Source organism: Gordonia sp. NB41Y (genome assembly GCF_030718915.1).
Taxonomy (GTDB): Bacteria; Actinomycetota; Actinomycetes; order Mycobacteriales; family Mycobacteriaceae; genus Gordonia; species Gordonia desulfuricans.
Map to the genome: position 1 here is coordinate 5,002,341 of NZ_CP132196.1, position 15,047 is coordinate 5,017,387.

Genomic DNA, 15,047 nt, shown 5'->3' on the forward strand with positions numbered 1-15,047 from the left:
CGGATGAGCACCCTGCCCACCGGCATCGGCACCGGTGTCGGTTCGATGCCCGGTACCGATCCGGCCCAAGCAGCGGCCGTGATCAACGGCGAACTCGACTTCGCCCATCTCGCCGAGCTCCCGGCACGGGGGATCGGGGCCGACATGATCGGTCGGATGGCCGCCCTGCTGGTCGACATCCCGATCGACGCGTCCACCTGGGGTTACCGCCTCGGATCGAAGGGGTCGTCGGTGGTGCGTCGCGCCCGGGGATTCCTCAGCGCCGACCTCGACGTACTCGAAGAGCTCTGGGACACCGCCGGATTCATCGGTACCGGCCGTGCCGTCAAGGTGCAGGTGACCGGCCCGTACACGCTCGCCGCGTCCATCGAGCTGGCCAACGGACACAAGGCGATCCGTGATCGTGGTGCGGTCCGTGACCTGGCCGATTCCGGTGCGGAAGGACTTGCCGCCCACGTCGCCGAGGTCCACCGCAGGCTCGGTGCCGATGTGATCGTGCAGTTCGACGAACCGATGATCGGTGCGGTCATCGACGGTGCACTCAAACCGCTGACCCGCCTCGACGTCATCCCCGCAGTCCCCGTCGCGGAGGTCGCCGACACACTGGGTTCGGTCATCGAACGCGTCGGGCGACCGGCGATCCTGCACAACTGCGGTGCACCGCGCTGGGACCTGATCCGTCGGATGTGGGGCGTCGCGCACGGCGTGGACGTCACCAAGGGCACGTCGCTGTCGGCCGAGACCCTCGACGGTATCGGTGAACTCATCGATCGCGGTGATGTCCTGGTCGCCGGTGTGTTGCCGGGGGATCGTGCGGTGCGCACCGCATCCGCCGACACCGTCGCCGTCGGCCTGGCCGAGTTGACCGATCGTATCGGCCTGAACCGGAAGGTACTGGCCGGCAATGTGATCATCACCCCGACATGTGGTCTGGCCGGTGCCACCCCCGAGTGGGCCCGCCGCGCGCTCGAGATCTGTGCGAAGGCAGGCGAGCTGCTCGCCACGGATCCGGAAGCGCTGTAGCCGTCGTCGGCCGAGCCGAAACCCGGTGAGATGAGCATGTCCGCAACCACCACGGACAGTACATATTTCGATGGTAGAGCCGGGACCGAGCCGCCAGGCGAGGACCCGTGTCGAAACCGGGTGAGGCGAGCATGTCCGCAACCACTTCGGGCAGTGGAGATTTCGATGGTTTAGCCGGTGCCGAGCCGCGAGGCGAGGACCCGTGTCGAAACCGGGTGAGATGAGCATGTCCGTAACTACCTCGGGCAGTGGCGATTTCGATGGTAGAGCCGGGACCGAGCCGCGAGGCGAGGACCCGAGTCGAAACCTGGTGAGACGATGATGTCCGCAACCGGTCTTCGGGGTGGTTGCCATCGGACGTCGGCCGGCGGAGGTTTCGACACGGCTCGTCGCTACGCTCCTCGTCGGCTCAACCATCAACGGGAACACCTTGTTTGGATGAAAGCGCTGCTTTGATTCTCTCAACCACCCATGGCAACAGCGTATTTGGATGGTTGAGCCGGGACCGAGCCGCGAGGCGAGGACCCGTGTCGAAACCTGGTGAGACGATGATGTCCGCAACCGGTCTTCGGGGTGGTTGCCATCGGACGTCGGCCGGCGGAGGTTTCGACACGGCTCGTCGCTACGCTCCTCGTCGGCTCAACCATCAACGGGAACACCTTGTTTGGATGAAAGCGCTGCTTTGATTCTCTCAACCACCCATGGCAACAGCGTATTTGGATGGTTGAGCCGGGACCGAGCCGCGAGGCGAGGACCCGTGTCGAAACCTGGTGAGACGATGATGTCCGCAACCGGTCTTCGGGGTGGTCGCCATCGGACGTCGGCCGGCGGAGGTTTCGACACGGCTCGTCGCTACGCTCCTCGTCGGCTCAACCATCAACGGGAACACCTTGTTTGGATGAGAGCGCTACTTTGATTCTCTCAACCACCCATGGCAACAGCGTATTTGGATGGTTGAGCCGGGACCGAGTCGCGAGGCGAGGACCCGTGTCGAAACCCGGTGAGACGAGTGTGTCCGTAACCAGATCCGGACACACCACCGCTATCCGGGGAACGTGGTGACGGTCTTCCCGGATACCGGGTTGCGCCAGGTGACGGCACGGTCGGCGAGCATGGTCGGGATCCACAATCCGAGGTGTTTGCGCTGATGGTCGGCGCGACACAACGGGATGAGGTTGTATTCGACGGTCCATCCACCGGCTCGGGGGTCGGCTCGGTTGAATTTGACGAGGTGGTCGAGTTCGCAGTCGGCGGCATCACGCCCGCACCCGGGGTACCGGCAGGTCTTGTCCCAGCAGATGATCTTCTGCCGTAGCCAGTCTCGGGGTTTGTACCACAATGCCCAGCGGGGTGGGTTCACATATCCGCCGTGTCCGGTGGGGTCGACCGGTGGGGCCAGGCCGCGTTCGGTGATGGTGGTGACGGTTTGCCAGGCGGCGAGGTTGCGGCCGATCGCGGCGAGGTCGATTCCGGGATCATCGAGTTCGGGTAGCTCGAGTTCGGGTAGGTCCATACGGGTGACGAGGTGTCCGTCGGCGATGTCGTGCCAGTGCTGGGGGTCGATCGCCCCGTAACCGACCAGGCGGGGTGCGGCCACACCGGTGGGGTCGGTGATCACGGTCAACGAAGATTGTGCGGGTATCAACGCGATCGGAGGTCGTGGCCCGGCACCCTCGTCGGTTTCTGCCTCGATCTCCACGTCGTCGACGACCCGTGCCGGTGCGGCCGGTGTGGGTGTGGGTGGTGGGGTGTAGTCGAGGTCGAGTTCGGGGTCGGGGGCTGGTGTCGGGGGTAGTGGGATGGCGCGGGTGCAGTGTTCGTCGTCGCAGGTGCAGGCGAGTACGGCGTCGGGCATGTGGTGGAGTTCTTTGAGTGCTTCGACGCGTAGCCGGCCTGTGGGGCGGGGGTCGCGGGGGCAGATCCGTTCGTTGATGAGGTTGCGGATGCTGGTGGCCAGGAACACTCCGACGTCGGCGGGCATGGTGGCGTGTAGACGCATGTGGCCGTGGGTGTCGTCGGTGATGGTGACGTTTTGTTCGGTGTCGGCGAATTCTTCGCGGCGGTCGGCGGCGGCGTCGGGGTCCAATGCGATGACCATTTCGGCGATCTGGTTGCGCAGGGTGCGGTCGGCGGTGGGCCGGTCGGCGAGGGCGAGGGCACAGGTTTCGGCGTAGGTGCGGACGTCGGGGTCGGTGAGGTGGGCGAGTTCGGTGAGTAGGTAGCGGGTGCGGGTGAAGCTCCAGTGGCCGTCGAGGAACGCTTGGCGTAGGCGGTCCCATCCGGTGAGGAGTCCGGCGATCCAGATACAGTCGGCGGCGATCGCGGGTGAGGTGCGTAGTGCGATGGCGACTTGGGAGGTGGCGGCTTTGTCTGCGGTGCGGGCGATACGCGCGGTGGTGGAGGTGGTGGTGACGAGCATGTGGTCGATGGTGTGTCGGGCGATCTGGTGGGCGGTGAGGACTTTGCGGGCCATCAGTCGGTATTCGTCGCGTTGTAGGTTTTCGGCGATGGTGTCGACGTGGGTGGAGGAAAGGTGTTGGATGCGTGTGTAATCGGTGATCGGGTCGGTGAGGGTGAACACCGACATGACTTCAACATTGGTGTCGGTGTCTGTGTTGGTGGTCATGTGGTCGCCCCCCGGGTGGTGTTCGATCTTGTGTTCCAGTGTAGTCGGGGGGTGTGACAGAAATTGTTGTGTGACTGGGGGTGTGGGTGGTTGCGTGGTGAGGTCGGCTGGCGGAGATTTCGACACGACTTGTCGCTACGCTCCACGTCGGCTCAATCATCGTATGCCGGTGGCCGGTTCAGCCACGGTGGTTGATCTCCGCCGGTTTGCGAGGTCGGGTGGCGGAGATTTCGAAACTCGACTTGTTGCTGCGCTCCGCGTCGGCTCAATCATCGTGTGCGGCTCGATCATCTTGTGCCAGTGGATGGGTGATTGCGACATCACTCTGCTTCGAGTCGATGCGTCAGGGGGTGTCCAACTTGGCGATCGAGCGCTTCGGGGCGACGTGCCGGTAGCTGGCGTCCAGCAGCTCGGACACCTCGACCCAGTCGGTGCCGTCGTCGAGCAGGATGCCCAGCCAGCCGTACGGGCCGAGGTAGGCGGGCAGGAAGAACCGGGGATCGGCGATCAGGGCCTCGCGCTCGGCGGTGTCGGGGATGAACAGCAACGACTGGTCGTGCCGCTCGCCGCCCTTCTCGCCGCCGCCGTAGTTGCCGAACATCTTGCCGCAGCGGAAGGTGGGCCGGCCGTGAGCGACCACCTCGGTGGTGTCGGGCAGGGCCAGGGCGATCTCACGCACCCGGACCAGGAACGGGTCGGCGTCGTCGAACATGATCGGATGCGGCATGTGTCCGAGAGTAGTTCGACTCCCGATGATTCTGATGCGCTGTGCGCAGACCCGGTTGCCGATAACGTGGATCGAATGGAATTCGGGATCTTCATACCGCAGGGCTGGCGACTCGACCTCGTCGGCGTGGATGCGGCGAAGCAGTGGCCGCTGATGAGACGACTGGCGCAGGCCGCCGATGCCGGACCGTGGACATCGCTGTGGGTGTACGACCACTTCCACACCGTTCCCGCACCCACCACCGAGGCCACCCACGAGGCGTGGACGCTGATGTCGGCGTTCGCGGCGACGACCGATCGCATCCGGCTCGGCCAGATGTGCACCTGCATCGCCTACCGCAACCCCGCCTACCTGGCGAAGGTGGCCGCGACGGTCGACCACGTCTCCGGTGGCCGTGTCGAGATGGGGATCGGCGCAGGCTGGTACGAGCACGAGTGGCGGGCCTACGGATACGGCTTCCCCTCGGCGGGGGAGCGGTTGAAGGCTCTCGACGAGGGTGTGCAGATCTTCCGCCAGGCATGGCGGGACGGTACGGCAACCCTCGACGGCGACATCTATCAGGTCGACGGCGCGATCGTACAGCCGCTGCCGTTGCAGGAGAACGGAATCCCGCTGTGGATCGCCGGTGGCGGCGAACGCAAGACCCTGCGGATCGCCGCAAAGTACGCCCAGTACACCAATTTCGACGGCACCCCCGAGGGATTCGCCCACAAGTCGGCGATTCTCGCCGAGCATGCCAAGGACCTCGGACGCGACTTCGGCGAGATCACCCGATCGTCGAACTACAACGTGGTGATCGGCGAGACCGAGCAGGACGTCGCCGACAAACTCGACTGGATCGACGCGCACTACCGGCGGCTGGTCCCGGCCGAAGCCGCACAGCGGTTCTCCGAGACACTTCGGGGCGGATGGCTGGTCGGCACCGTCGAGCAGATCACCGAACGGCTGACGCAGGTCGCCGACCTCGGACTCGCCTATGCGATCACGAACTTCGTCGATCTCGCCTACGACGAGACCGGTGCCACCCTCTTCGCCGAGAAGGTCATCCCCGCATTCACCTGACGGGTCGGCTCACCGGCCGGGGAACTGTCGTGGCCCTTCGATAACCTGAGGGGCGTGGCAGAAGACAGCGATCCGGCCGTGAGCGGCACCCCCGACGAGGCCGCGGAGGTCCCCGCACCGATCCGTGAGCGGTGGACCGAGCTGGCCACCGAGATCCGCGAACACCAGTTCCGCTACTACGTCAAGGACGCACCCACCGTCTCCGACGGCGAGTTCGATCTTCTGCTGCGTGAACTCCAGGAACTCGAGGATGCCCATCCCGGGCTGGCGACACCGGACTCGCCGACCAAACTGGTCGGCGGAGGGTTCTCGACGGCCTTCACCCCGGTGGATCATCTCGAACGAATGCTCTCGCTGGACAACGTCTTCGACGCCGACGAGATGCGCGGCTGGGTGTCGCGGGTGGAGGACGAGATCGGCAGCGTCGAGTATCTGTGTGAACTCAAGATCGACGGTGTCGCCCTCGCACTGGTCTACATCGACGGCGTCCTCGACCACGCCACCACCCGCGGCGACGGCCGCACCGGTGAGGACGTGACCCTCAACGCCCGCACCATCGAAGACGTCCCCGCCCGGCTGAGCGGCACCGATGCCTACCCCATCCCGCACATCCTCGAGGTGCGCGGCGAGGTGTTCTTCCGGGTCGAGGACTTCGAGGCGCTCAACGCCTCACTCGTGGAGGACGGCAAGACGCCGTTCGCCAATCCGCGTAACTCCGCGGCCGGCTCGTTGCGCCAGAAGAACCCTCAGATCACCGCGCGGCGCCGGCTGCGGATGATCTGTCACGGCATCGGCCACACCGAGGGGTGGCGGCCGGCGTCGCTGCACGACGCGTACCTGGCGCTCGGCGAGTGGGGTCTGCCGGTGTCGTCGCACACCAGCAAACTGACCGGGGCCACCGCGATCCTCGACAAGATCGACTATTGGGGGGAGCACCGCCACGACGTCGAGCACGAGATCGACGGCATCGTGGTGAAGGTCGACGACTTCGGTCTGCAACGACGCCTCGGTGCCACCTCGCGGGCACCGCGCTGGGCGATCGCCTACAAGTATCCGCCCGAGGAGGTCACCACCGCGCTCCTCGGCATCGAGGTGGGGGTCGGCCGCACCGGCCGCGTCACCCCGTATGCGGTGCTCGCGCCGGTCCTCGTCGCCGGCTCTACCGTCGCCCGTGCCACCCTGCACAACGGCTCCGAGGTCAAGCGCAAGGGTGTGCTGATCGGGGACACGGTCACCATCCGCAAGGCGGGCGACGTCATCCCCGAGGTACTCGGGCCCGTCGTCGACCTGCGCGACGGCAGCGAGTACGCCTTCGAGATGCCGACGAACTGCCCCGAATGCGGTTCCCCGCTGCGCCCGGAGAAGGACAGCGACGTCGACATCCGCTGCCCCAACCAGCAATCCTGCCCGGCGCAGCTGCGGGAGCGTCTGTTCCACCTCGCCGGACGTGGCTCGTTCGACATCGAGGCGCTCGGCTACGAGGCGGCCACCGCGCTGCTGTCGGCAGGGGTGATCACCAACGAGGGCGACCTGTTCTCGCTGACCGCCGACGACCTGGTCAAGACCGACCTGTTCACCACCAAGGCCGGTGCGCTCTCGGCCAACGGCAGACGCCTGCTGGCCAATCTGGGCAAGGCCAAAGAGGTTCCGCTCTGGCGGGTCCTGGTGGGATTGTCGATCCGGCACGTCGGGCCGACCGCAGCGCGTGCCCTCGCCACCGAATTCGGGTCACTGCAGGCCATCGAGGAGGCGAGCGCCGAGGATCTGGCCCAGGTCGAGGGACTGGGATCGACTCTGGCGCAGAGTATCTCGGACTGGTTCACCGTCGACTGGCATCGCGAGATCGTCGAGAAGTGGCGTGCGGCCGGGGTGTCGATGGCCGACGAGCGTGACGAGTCGATCGTGCGCACCCTGGAGGGCAAGACCATCGTGGTCACCGGGTCGTTGCAGGATTTCTCCCGTGACGGCGCCAAGGAGGCCATCCTGGTGCGGGGCGGCAAGGCCTCGGGCTCGGTCTCCAAGAAGACCGACTACGTGGTGGTCGGCGACGCCCCGGGCAGCAAGGCCGCCAAGGCCGAACAGCTCGGGGTACCGATCCTCGACGAGGACGCGTTCAAGCACCTTCTGGAGACAGGCGACCCGGAGGCGAACTGAGGATCGCCGTGCGGAAATCCGACACCGTGTGCGACAGCCACAACGCCTGGATCGGTGACAGCGGCGGGTCGGTGAACTCCTTCACCACCACCCGGCCGCCATGGGCCGGGCCGGCCGGGGCGGTCACGAACGCGCAGGCGTCCGGATCGACGAGAACCGCGGTGGTCGGTGGGGTGCCCTGAACCCGGTTGATCCGCAGCTCCGGCTCGAAACCGGAACGGCGGCAGTGGGCGACGAGGAAGTCGGTGTAGAACGAGTGCCGCTCGGGAGCCCACACGATCAGCGGGTGCCCGGCGAGATCGGACATCGCGATCCGATCCGGGGTGGCCAACGGGTGGTCGGCGGCGACGGCGAGGCGCAGCTCCTGGTACGAGATCACCGCCGAGGTCAGTCCCTCCGGAGTGTCCACACCGCGCCGAAGTACGAGATCAATTGTGCCACTGTGGAGTTCGTCGACGAAGGTGCTCGGGAATGCTGGGCGGGCGGTCACCGGCTGTGTGGGGTGGCCACCGATCGGGCGCTCGAGGAGCAGGAACACCTCGGCGCCGGAGAGTGCAGGGGAGTGGCCGACGACGAAGGCATGCGTGGAGTCGGCGTCGGCCTCGCGCACCGCCCTCGTCAGATGTCGCGCACCGGTGAGCAGAGGCCTGGCGCTGCGCAGGAGTTCCTCCCCGGCTGCGGTCAGGTGCAGTCCCCGATTCTGCCGGTTGAACAGGGTCACCCCGAGCTCGGATTCCAGTCGGCGTACGGCGGTCGACAGCGCCTGCTGGGTCACGTACAGCTGTTGCGCGGCGACGGCGAGGGTGGGTGATTCGGCAACTGCAACGAACTGCTCGAGTCGACGGATATCGGGGAGGGGGTAGGAGCCCAGGGCAGAATCTGGCATGCACAAACATTACTTGATGAAAGTGCGAAATGTTTCGTTGGAAATTGATCTTTTCTGTTCGTAGCCTCGGACGTGAAGCACCACACGACCGGTGCCCGAGTCGGCGGCGTCTTTCCGACCACCGTCCACCGCCGACTCCCACGAATCGGAAAGGACAAAGACATGACCGAGTCCACGGCTACAAACCCCACAGCATCCCCGACCGCCGCGCGCGACCTGCACGGCAGGACCGCGGTGGTCGCGGCAGGGGCGAAGAACCTCGGCGGCCTGATCTCGCGCGATCTCGCTGCGCTCGGCGCCGCGGTCGTCGTCCATCACCACGGCGAGACCTCGCGTCCTGACGCCGAGAAGACGGTCGCCGAGATCGAGGCGGCGGGCGGTCGCGCGATCGCAGTGGCCGGCGATCTCACCCGACCCGCCGCCGTCGCCGCGTTGTTCGACGAGGCGGTCACGGCCTTCGGTGCGGTGGACATCGCGGTCAACACCGTCGGCAAGGTGCTGCGCACCCCGATCGTCGAGACCAGCGAGGCCGACTACGACGCGATGTTCGACATCAACGCCAAGGCGGCCTTCTTCTTCCTGCAGGAAGCGGGAAAGCAGCTGTCCGACAACGGATCGGTGATCACCATCGTCACCTCGCTGCTGGCCGCCTTCACCGACGGGTATGCCACCTACGCGGGCTCCAAGAGTCCGGTGGAGCACTTCACCCGCGCTGCGGCCAAGGAATTCGCGCCGCGCGGCATCTCGGTGACCGCGGTCGCACCCGGACCCATGGACACTCCCTTCTTCTATCCGCAGGAGACCCCCGAACGTGTCGAGTTCCACAAGTCGCAGGCGATGGGCAACCGCCTGACCCGAATCGAGGACATCGCACCGATCGTCACCTTCCTCGCCACCGAGGGACACTGGATCACCGGGCAGACCCTGTTCGCCAACGGTGGCTACACCACCCGCTGACCCGGAACGGAGACCGCTGACCGGAACGGAGACCATTTGTCATGACCACATCACTTCCCGAACCCGTCCGGGCGTCGATCGACGCCACCAATGCCGGTGACCTGCAGGCCTTCCTGGGTTCCTTCACCCCCGACGGTGCCGTCGACGACTGGGGTCGGGTCTTCGGCGGGCCCACGGCCATCGCCCGGTGGAGCGACGCCGAGTACCTCGGCAAGAACGTCACCCTCGAGGTGACCTCGGTGAGCGCGACCGGCGACGACGTGGTGGTCATCGCCACGGTCGGCGGTGACGGCTTCAACGGACCGTCGACCTTCACCTTCACCGTCGACGGTGAGAAGATCGCCCGCATGACCATCCGCGAATGACTTTCCTCGACAAGGGAGTTCACCGCCGAGGAGGCGGCCCCAGCCCGATGGCGTTCAGTCGACCACCACGACGAACGCGCGGAACGCCTGCTCGTCGAACAGGACGAACCGGACGTCGGTGACCGATGTCGGTGTGGCATGGACGGTCTCGACGGCGATCCGTGCACCGTCGTCGATCGGCCAGCCGTACACCCCGGTGGAGATGGCCGGGAACGCCACCGACCGGGCGCCGAGTTCGTCGGCCACCCGCAGCGACCGCCGGTAACACGACACCAGTGTGGCCGAGCGGTCGTCGGATGCGGAGAACACCGGACCGACGGTGTGGATCACCCAGCGGGCATCGAGATCCCCGGCGGTGGTCGCGACGGCATCACCCGGCGGCAGCCCGTCGGCATATCGGGTCTCCCGCAGGTGCCGGCATTCGGCGAGAACGGCCGGACCGCCCCGGCGGTGGATCGCACCGTCTACACCCCCGCCGCCGAGCAACGACGAGTTCGCGGCGTTGACGATGGCGTCGACGCTCTGCTCGGTGATGTCGCCGCGGGCCAGGGTGATCGTGGTCATCTGCGCATTGTCCCGCCCGGTACCGGCGCGGGACAAGGGCTGCGCACGTCAGTTCTCGGCGCGCAGCACCGTACTGACGATCCCGGCGAGATAGCCCAGACGGGCGATCTCCGACGGCCGGAAGTCGGGTCCGCCGATGCGGCCGAGCAGGATCGCCTTGGCGCCGTCGCCCAGTGGTGCCGCCGCCAGCCGGGTGTCCATGTCCTGCCAGGTGCCGGGCACCCAGTCGGACTCCGGATCGAACTGCACGGCGCGCGCCAGTGGCAACCAGTCGACGGTGGTCAGCTGGGTCTCGGGGGCACCCGAACTGCCGAACAGCTGCAGCACACCGCCAGAGGAGTCGGTGATCACCGTCGCCCACGACACGCGCAGCACACGCGGGGCGTTGTCGACCAGGACCTGCAGCCGGTCGTCGCCGGCGGTGGCGACCTGGTCGACGAGTTCGAGTTCGCGATGGGTGTCGAGGACACCGGCGTACGGCCGGATCGAATCCACCCGCACACCCTTGACCTTCTCGGCCGCGGTGATCAGGGCATCGGGTAGCGAGCCGGGCGCGACCTCCACCACGAGATCGTCGACCGCATAGCCATCACCGCGTTCGACCACCTCGAGGGACAGGATGTCGGCGCCGACCGAACCGAGCTGGACGGCGAGCAGCCCGAGGCTGCCCGGCCGGTCCTGGAGATAGACCCGAAGGAGGTACGACACGACGGACATTGTCGCACCGGGCCGGGTCAGCTGCTCAGTGCGGTCCCTGCGGTGCCCCGAGCGGCTCGATGGCCACCGCGGTCCCGTACGCGCACACCTCGACACCGGTACCGCCGTACTCGGTGGTCTCGAATCGGAAGGCGACCACGGCATTGGCGCCCACCCGCTGGGCCTCGGCGGCCAGCCGGGACAGCGCCTCCTGACGGCATTCGTGCAGCAGATTGGTGATGCCCTTGAGTTCGCCGCCGGCCATCGCCTTGAACCCGGCACCGATGTTGGAGCCGAGGTGACGGGAGCGGACGGTCAACCCGAAACACTCGCCGTAGACGTGGACGATCCGGGAACCAGGAATGTCGTTGGTGGTGACGATGATCACGGGGCTCTACGCTAGGCGTCCGTGGGCATCTTCGCACCGGAAACGCCGCTGGCCGGGCTGCATCATCTGACCCTCACCGTCTCCGATCTCGATGCGAGCCTGGACTGGTATGCGCGGGTCCTGGGGTTCCGCGTCGTCGGACGCGCCGAGGTCGACGGCATGCGCAAGGCCTTGATGCATCGCCCCGACGCGTTCTCGCTGAGCTTCGTCGAACACGACCGGACCGCCGGCGGGGACAGGTTCGACGAGCGGCGGATCGGCCTGGACCACGTCTCCTTCGGCCTGCCGGATCTCGACGCGCTGCACGCGTGGATCGCGGTGCTCGACCGGCACGATGTGACCCATTCGCCGGTCACCGCCGCCACCTGGGGATCGGTGGTCTCGTTCCGTGACCCCGACGGCATCGCACTGGAGTTCTACACCCGGTAGCCGCGGCGAGGCCCGGCGCGCGGCGGCGCCTCGTGCCCACCCATCGGCGACGACGATGCATCGCCTAGGCTTGACGGGGTTGCCGCCCGGGCATCCGGGTCGTCCACGGTGGTCGCGGTCTTGTCGTACCAGGCAAGGATGCGCACCTCCGTTTCGATGGGCGACCGACGGTGTGCGTGCAGGCCAGACGAGCAGGTCAGAAAGGACACGATCGACATGTCAGGAGACTCCGGGTCCGCGATCACGCGGGCCGAGGTCGCGCATCTGGCGCGGTTGTCGCGGCTGGCGCTGAGCGACGACGAACTCGACGTCTATGCCGGACAGCTGGATTCGATCCTCGCCCACGTCGCACAGATCTCCGAGGTGGCCGCCGACGACGTCCCGCCCACGGCGCACCCGGCCGAACTGGCCAACGTGCTGCGCGCCGACGAGGTGGTGCCCGGCCTGACCACCGAGCAGGCGCTCTCCGGCGCCCCGGCCGTCGATCAGGACCGCTTCGAGGTCCCGCAGATCCTGGGAGAAGAGCAGTGAGCACCCGTACCGCCAACGAGATCACCGGCCTGACCGCGGCCGAACTCGCCGACAAGATCGCCGCGCGCGACCTGTCGTCGGTGGAGGTCACCCAGGCCCACCTCGACCGGATCGCCGAGGTCGACGGTGAGCTGGGCGCATTCCTGCACGTCAGCGGTTCCGAGGCGCTGGTCGCGGCGAAGGCCGCCGACGACGCGATCGCCGCGGGTCAGGCGCCGTCGAAGCTCGCCGGTGTGCCGCTGGCACTCAAGGACATCTTCACCACCACCGACTCGCCGACGACCTGCGGGTCGAAGATCCTCGAGGGCTGGGTGGCGCCGTACGACTCCACCGTCACCCAGAAGCTGCGTGCCGCGGGTATCCCGATCCTCGGCAAGACCAACATGGACGAGTTCGCGATGGGTAGCTCCACCGAGAACTCCGCCTACCAGGTGACCCGGAATCCGTGGGACACCACCAGGATTCCCGGTGGTTCCGGTGGCGGCAGTGCCGCTGCGCTCGCGTCGTATCAGGCACCGCTGGCGATCGGCACCGACACCGGCGGCTCGATCCGTCAACCGGCCGCGGTCACCGCGACCGTGGGCGTCAAGCCCACCTACGGCACCGTCTCGCGGTACGGCCTCGTCGCGTGTGCGTCCTCGCTGGACCAGGGTGGTCCGTGCGGCCGCACCGTGCTCGACACCGCACTGCTGCACGAGGTGATCGCCGGATACGACCCGCGCGACTCCACCTCCGTCGACGCCCCCGTGCCCGACGTCGTGGGCGCCGCGAAGGCCGGCGCCACCGGCGATCTGACCGGTGTGCGGATCGGTGTGGTCAAGGAGCTGCAGGGGGAGGGCTACCAGGCCGGTGTGCTCGCCTCGTTCGAGGCCGCCGTCGCCGAGCTCACCGCACGCGGCGCCGAGGTGGTCGAGGTGTCGTGCCCCAACTTCACCTACGCCCTCGGCGCGTACTACCTGATCCTGCCCAGCGAGGTCTCGAGCAACCTCGCGCGCTTCGACGCGATGCGCTACGGCCTGCGCGTCGGCGACGACGGCAGTCACTCGGCCGACGAGGTGATGGCCCTGACCCGCGAAGCCGGATTCGGCCCGGAGGTCAAGCGCCGCATCATGATCGGGACCTATGCGTTGTCGTCGGGCTACTACGACGCCTACTACGGTCAGGCGCAGAAGGTGCGTACGCTGATCGCCCGCGACTTCGCCGCCGCATTCGCCGGTGTCGACGTACTGGTGTCGCCGACCACCCCGACCACCGCGTTCCCGCTCGGTGAGAAGGTCGACGATCCGCTCGCGATGTACCTGTTCGACCTGTGCACCCTGCCGGTCAACCTCGCCGGTGTGGCCGCGATGTCGGTGCCGTCGGGCCTGTCCGCCGACGACGGGCTGCCCGTCGGTCTGCAGATCATGGCCCCCGCACTCGCCGACGACCGGCTCTACCGGGTCGGCGCCGCCTACGAGGCGGCTCGCGGCCCGATCGGCTGATCGGTATCCGCACCCGTCGGTAGCGCACCCTGTTCGGTCCCGTAGCGATGGCCGGTCCCGGCCGTGCCGTCGAGGGATGTGAGCAGGTCGACCGAGGTCTGGACGAACGACACCACCGGAATCCACGGTGGGGTGTGCGCGGCACGCCCCACCGCCCGGGTGTCGTCGGGGCGGGTCGGCGGGCGCCACAACGACGCGAGCGACCAGCGGGTCACCGGATCGGACGGATTGGCCAGCACCACCCGTGGTGTCGCCGAGGTCCGTGCCACCGTGTCGGCCGGTACGCCGGCCAGCAGGGTTCCGGCGACCATTCCCGGATGACGGTGTTCGGCCCACTCCCGGGTGCGATCGGCACCCAACGCCCCGAGGCTCTGACCGTAGAGGTGGATTCGGGGCCGGTGGCCGGGCGGACGCCGGCCGACGGCGTCGGCCAGGGCGTCGAAGACCGCGATCGCACTGCGTGCCGCCGCACCCGGATCGGTCACGAATGCGCGCCACGACGTCGTCGACGCATACGGCAGGGTGAGGATCTCGACGTCGCCGCCGAAACGGGCATCGATCCCTGCGACCGCGTCGGCGTCGACCCAACCCGACCCGGTGGGTACGGCGATCACCACCGCCGATCGGTCCAGGCCGCCATCACCGACCCAGCCGTCGACGAGTCGTGTTGCCGCAGCGGACAGATCGCCGTCGGCCGGGATCGGTGCGTGATGGACCGTCGCCGCGGTCGACCGACCGGGCACGGCGAACGACCCGGCCAGTACCGCACCCGCCACCAGCCCTGCCACCAGAACGGGCCGTGACATCCACACGATGGCGGCGAATGCCCCGACCGTCGCGGCCAGGACGGCGGCGGGATATCCCACGCCGGCCGTCCCGGTGCCGAGATCGGCGCGGATCAGGTCCTGCCACAACGTGTTTCCGACCACCGCAGCCACCACCAGGGGCAGTGCCAGGCAGACGGTGAGCCGGCCGGCCCGGCGGGACCGGGGCCGGTGACGCACGGCGACGGCGGCGATCGCGGTGCACAGCACCACCAGTGCGGCCACCAGCGCCGATTCGGTCACCGCACCCCTGGGCAGGCCCGACGGCGCCAAGGCGATCAGGGCGCCGGCGGTGGCCGCGACGGTCACCGCCGGATGTGGTGTGGCCGTGCGG

The 15,047-nt window shown here is 67.7% G+C and carries 16 protein-coding genes; 8 read left to right on the forward strand and 8 right to left on the reverse strand.

What is annotated here, in order from left to right; genetic code table 11:
* The first annotated feature begins 3 nt into the window (after window positions 1-3).
* Window positions 4-1,023, forward strand: a complete 1,020-nt coding sequence (locus tag Q9K23_RS21710; RefSeq protein ID WP_020791652.1) for a cobalamin-independent synthase, Catalytic domain protein — start codon at window positions 4-6, stop codon at window positions 1,021-1,023.
* A 1,042-nt stretch (window positions 1,024-2,065) separates the two neighbouring features.
* Here the strand turns inward: Q9K23_RS21710 and Q9K23_RS21715 are convergent.
* Window positions 2,066-3,649: an HNH endonuclease signature motif containing protein gene (locus Q9K23_RS21715; RefSeq protein ID WP_305950276.1), complete on the reverse strand. Its 1,584-nt coding sequence runs from the start codon at window positions 3,647-3,649 to the stop codon at window positions 2,066-2,068.
* Window positions 3,650-3,992: 343 nt separating this feature from the next.
* Complete coding sequence (locus Q9K23_RS21720) at window positions 3,993-4,376, reverse strand: MmcQ/YjbR family DNA-binding protein (protein WP_020790757.1); 384 nt, start codon at window positions 4,374-4,376, stop codon at window positions 3,993-3,995.
* 75 nt (window positions 4,377-4,451) lie between these two features.
* Between Q9K23_RS21720 and Q9K23_RS21725 the strand changes: the two genes are divergently transcribed.
* Window positions 4,452-5,438 (forward strand): LLM class F420-dependent oxidoreductase, encoded by a 987-nt coding sequence (locus Q9K23_RS21725; RefSeq protein WP_053778343.1) that lies wholly within the window; start codon window positions 4,452-4,454, stop codon window positions 5,436-5,438.
* A gap of 78 nt (window positions 5,439-5,516) precedes the next feature.
* Entirely contained in the window at window positions 5,517-7,592 is a 2,076-nt protein-coding gene (gene ligA, locus Q9K23_RS21730; RefSeq protein ID WP_152972874.1) for an NAD-dependent DNA ligase LigA, read from the forward strand.
* Here ligA and Q9K23_RS21735 read toward each other — a convergent pair.
* Window positions 7,552-8,478, reverse strand: a complete 927-nt coding sequence (locus Q9K23_RS21735; RefSeq protein ID WP_020790756.1) for a LysR family transcriptional regulator — start codon at window positions 8,476-8,478, stop codon at window positions 7,552-7,554. The genes ligA and Q9K23_RS21735 overlap by 41 nt on opposite strands.
* A 162-nt stretch (window positions 8,479-8,640) precedes the next feature.
* Between Q9K23_RS21735 and Q9K23_RS21740 the strand changes: the two genes are divergently transcribed.
* Window positions 8,641-9,435 carry an SDR family oxidoreductase gene (locus tag Q9K23_RS21740; RefSeq protein ID WP_053778349.1) on the forward strand — a complete coding sequence of 265 codons (795 nt, stop codon included), beginning with the start codon at window positions 8,641-8,643 and terminating at the stop codon, window positions 9,433-9,435.
* A 41-nt stretch (window positions 9,436-9,476) separates the two neighbouring features.
* A complete protein-coding gene (locus tag Q9K23_RS21745; RefSeq protein WP_020791687.1) occupies window positions 9,477-9,800 on the forward strand; it encodes a nuclear transport factor 2 family protein in 324 nt (107 codons plus the stop codon).
* 54 nt (window positions 9,801-9,854) lie between these two features.
* Here the strand turns inward: Q9K23_RS21745 and Q9K23_RS21750 are convergent, their stop codons facing one another.
* From Q9K23_RS21750 to Q9K23_RS21760, 3 genes are read right to left on the reverse strand one after another with little or no spacing between them, the layout of a single operon-like run.
* Complete coding sequence (locus Q9K23_RS21750) at window positions 9,855-10,364, reverse strand: O-acetyl-ADP-ribose deacetylase (protein ID WP_020791681.1); 510 nt, start codon at window positions 10,362-10,364, stop codon at window positions 9,855-9,857.
* 48 nt (window positions 10,365-10,412) lie between these two features.
* Window positions 10,413-11,081 carry an amino acid-binding protein gene (locus Q9K23_RS21755; protein ID WP_053778342.1) on the reverse strand — a complete coding sequence of 223 codons (669 nt, stop codon included), beginning with the start codon at window positions 11,079-11,081 and terminating at the stop codon, window positions 10,413-10,415.
* 25 nt (window positions 11,082-11,106) lie between these two features.
* Complete coding sequence (locus Q9K23_RS21760; protein WP_020791685.1) at window positions 11,107-11,448, reverse strand: YbjQ family protein; 342 nt, start codon at window positions 11,446-11,448, stop codon at window positions 11,107-11,109.
* Between the two features lie 21 nt (window positions 11,449-11,469).
* Here Q9K23_RS21760 and Q9K23_RS21765 point away from each other — a divergent pair, with 21 nt between their 5' ends.
* Window positions 11,470-11,877: a VOC family protein gene (locus Q9K23_RS21765; RefSeq protein WP_020791686.1), complete on the forward strand. Its 408-nt coding sequence runs from the start codon at window positions 11,470-11,472 to the stop codon at window positions 11,875-11,877.
* Here the strand turns inward: Q9K23_RS21765 and Q9K23_RS21770 are convergent.
* The gene (locus Q9K23_RS21770) at window positions 11,865-12,095 is read right to left on the reverse strand and encodes a hypothetical protein (protein WP_152972872.1); all 231 of its coding nucleotides are present in this window, start codon (window positions 12,093-12,095) and stop codon (window positions 11,865-11,867) included. The two genes, Q9K23_RS21765 and Q9K23_RS21770, sit on opposite strands and share 13 nt — an antisense overlap.
* On the opposite strand from Q9K23_RS21770, the gene gatC reads away from it, so the two are divergent.
* Both gatC and gatA read left to right on the forward strand, forming a co-directional pair.
* Window positions 12,094-12,408 carry an Asp-tRNA(Asn)/Glu-tRNA(Gln) amidotransferase subunit GatC gene (gatC, locus tag Q9K23_RS21775; RefSeq protein ID WP_053778341.1) on the forward strand — a complete coding sequence of 105 codons (315 nt, stop codon included), beginning with the start codon at window positions 12,094-12,096 and terminating at the stop codon, window positions 12,406-12,408. The two genes, Q9K23_RS21770 and gatC, sit on opposite strands and share 2 nt — an antisense overlap.
* Window positions 12,405-13,889, forward strand: a complete 1,485-nt coding sequence (gatA, locus tag Q9K23_RS21780; RefSeq protein WP_053778340.1) for an Asp-tRNA(Asn)/Glu-tRNA(Gln) amidotransferase subunit GatA — start codon at window positions 12,405-12,407, stop codon at window positions 13,887-13,889. Before gatC ends, gatA begins: the two co-directional genes overlap by 4 nt.
* Here gatA and Q9K23_RS21785 read toward each other — a convergent pair.
* Window positions 13,859-15,022, reverse strand: a complete 1,164-nt coding sequence (locus Q9K23_RS21785; RefSeq protein WP_305950277.1) for an alpha/beta-hydrolase family protein — start codon at window positions 15,020-15,022, stop codon at window positions 13,859-13,861. The two genes, gatA and Q9K23_RS21785, sit on opposite strands and share 31 nt — an antisense overlap.
* Window positions 15,023-15,047 lie beyond the last annotated feature (25 nt).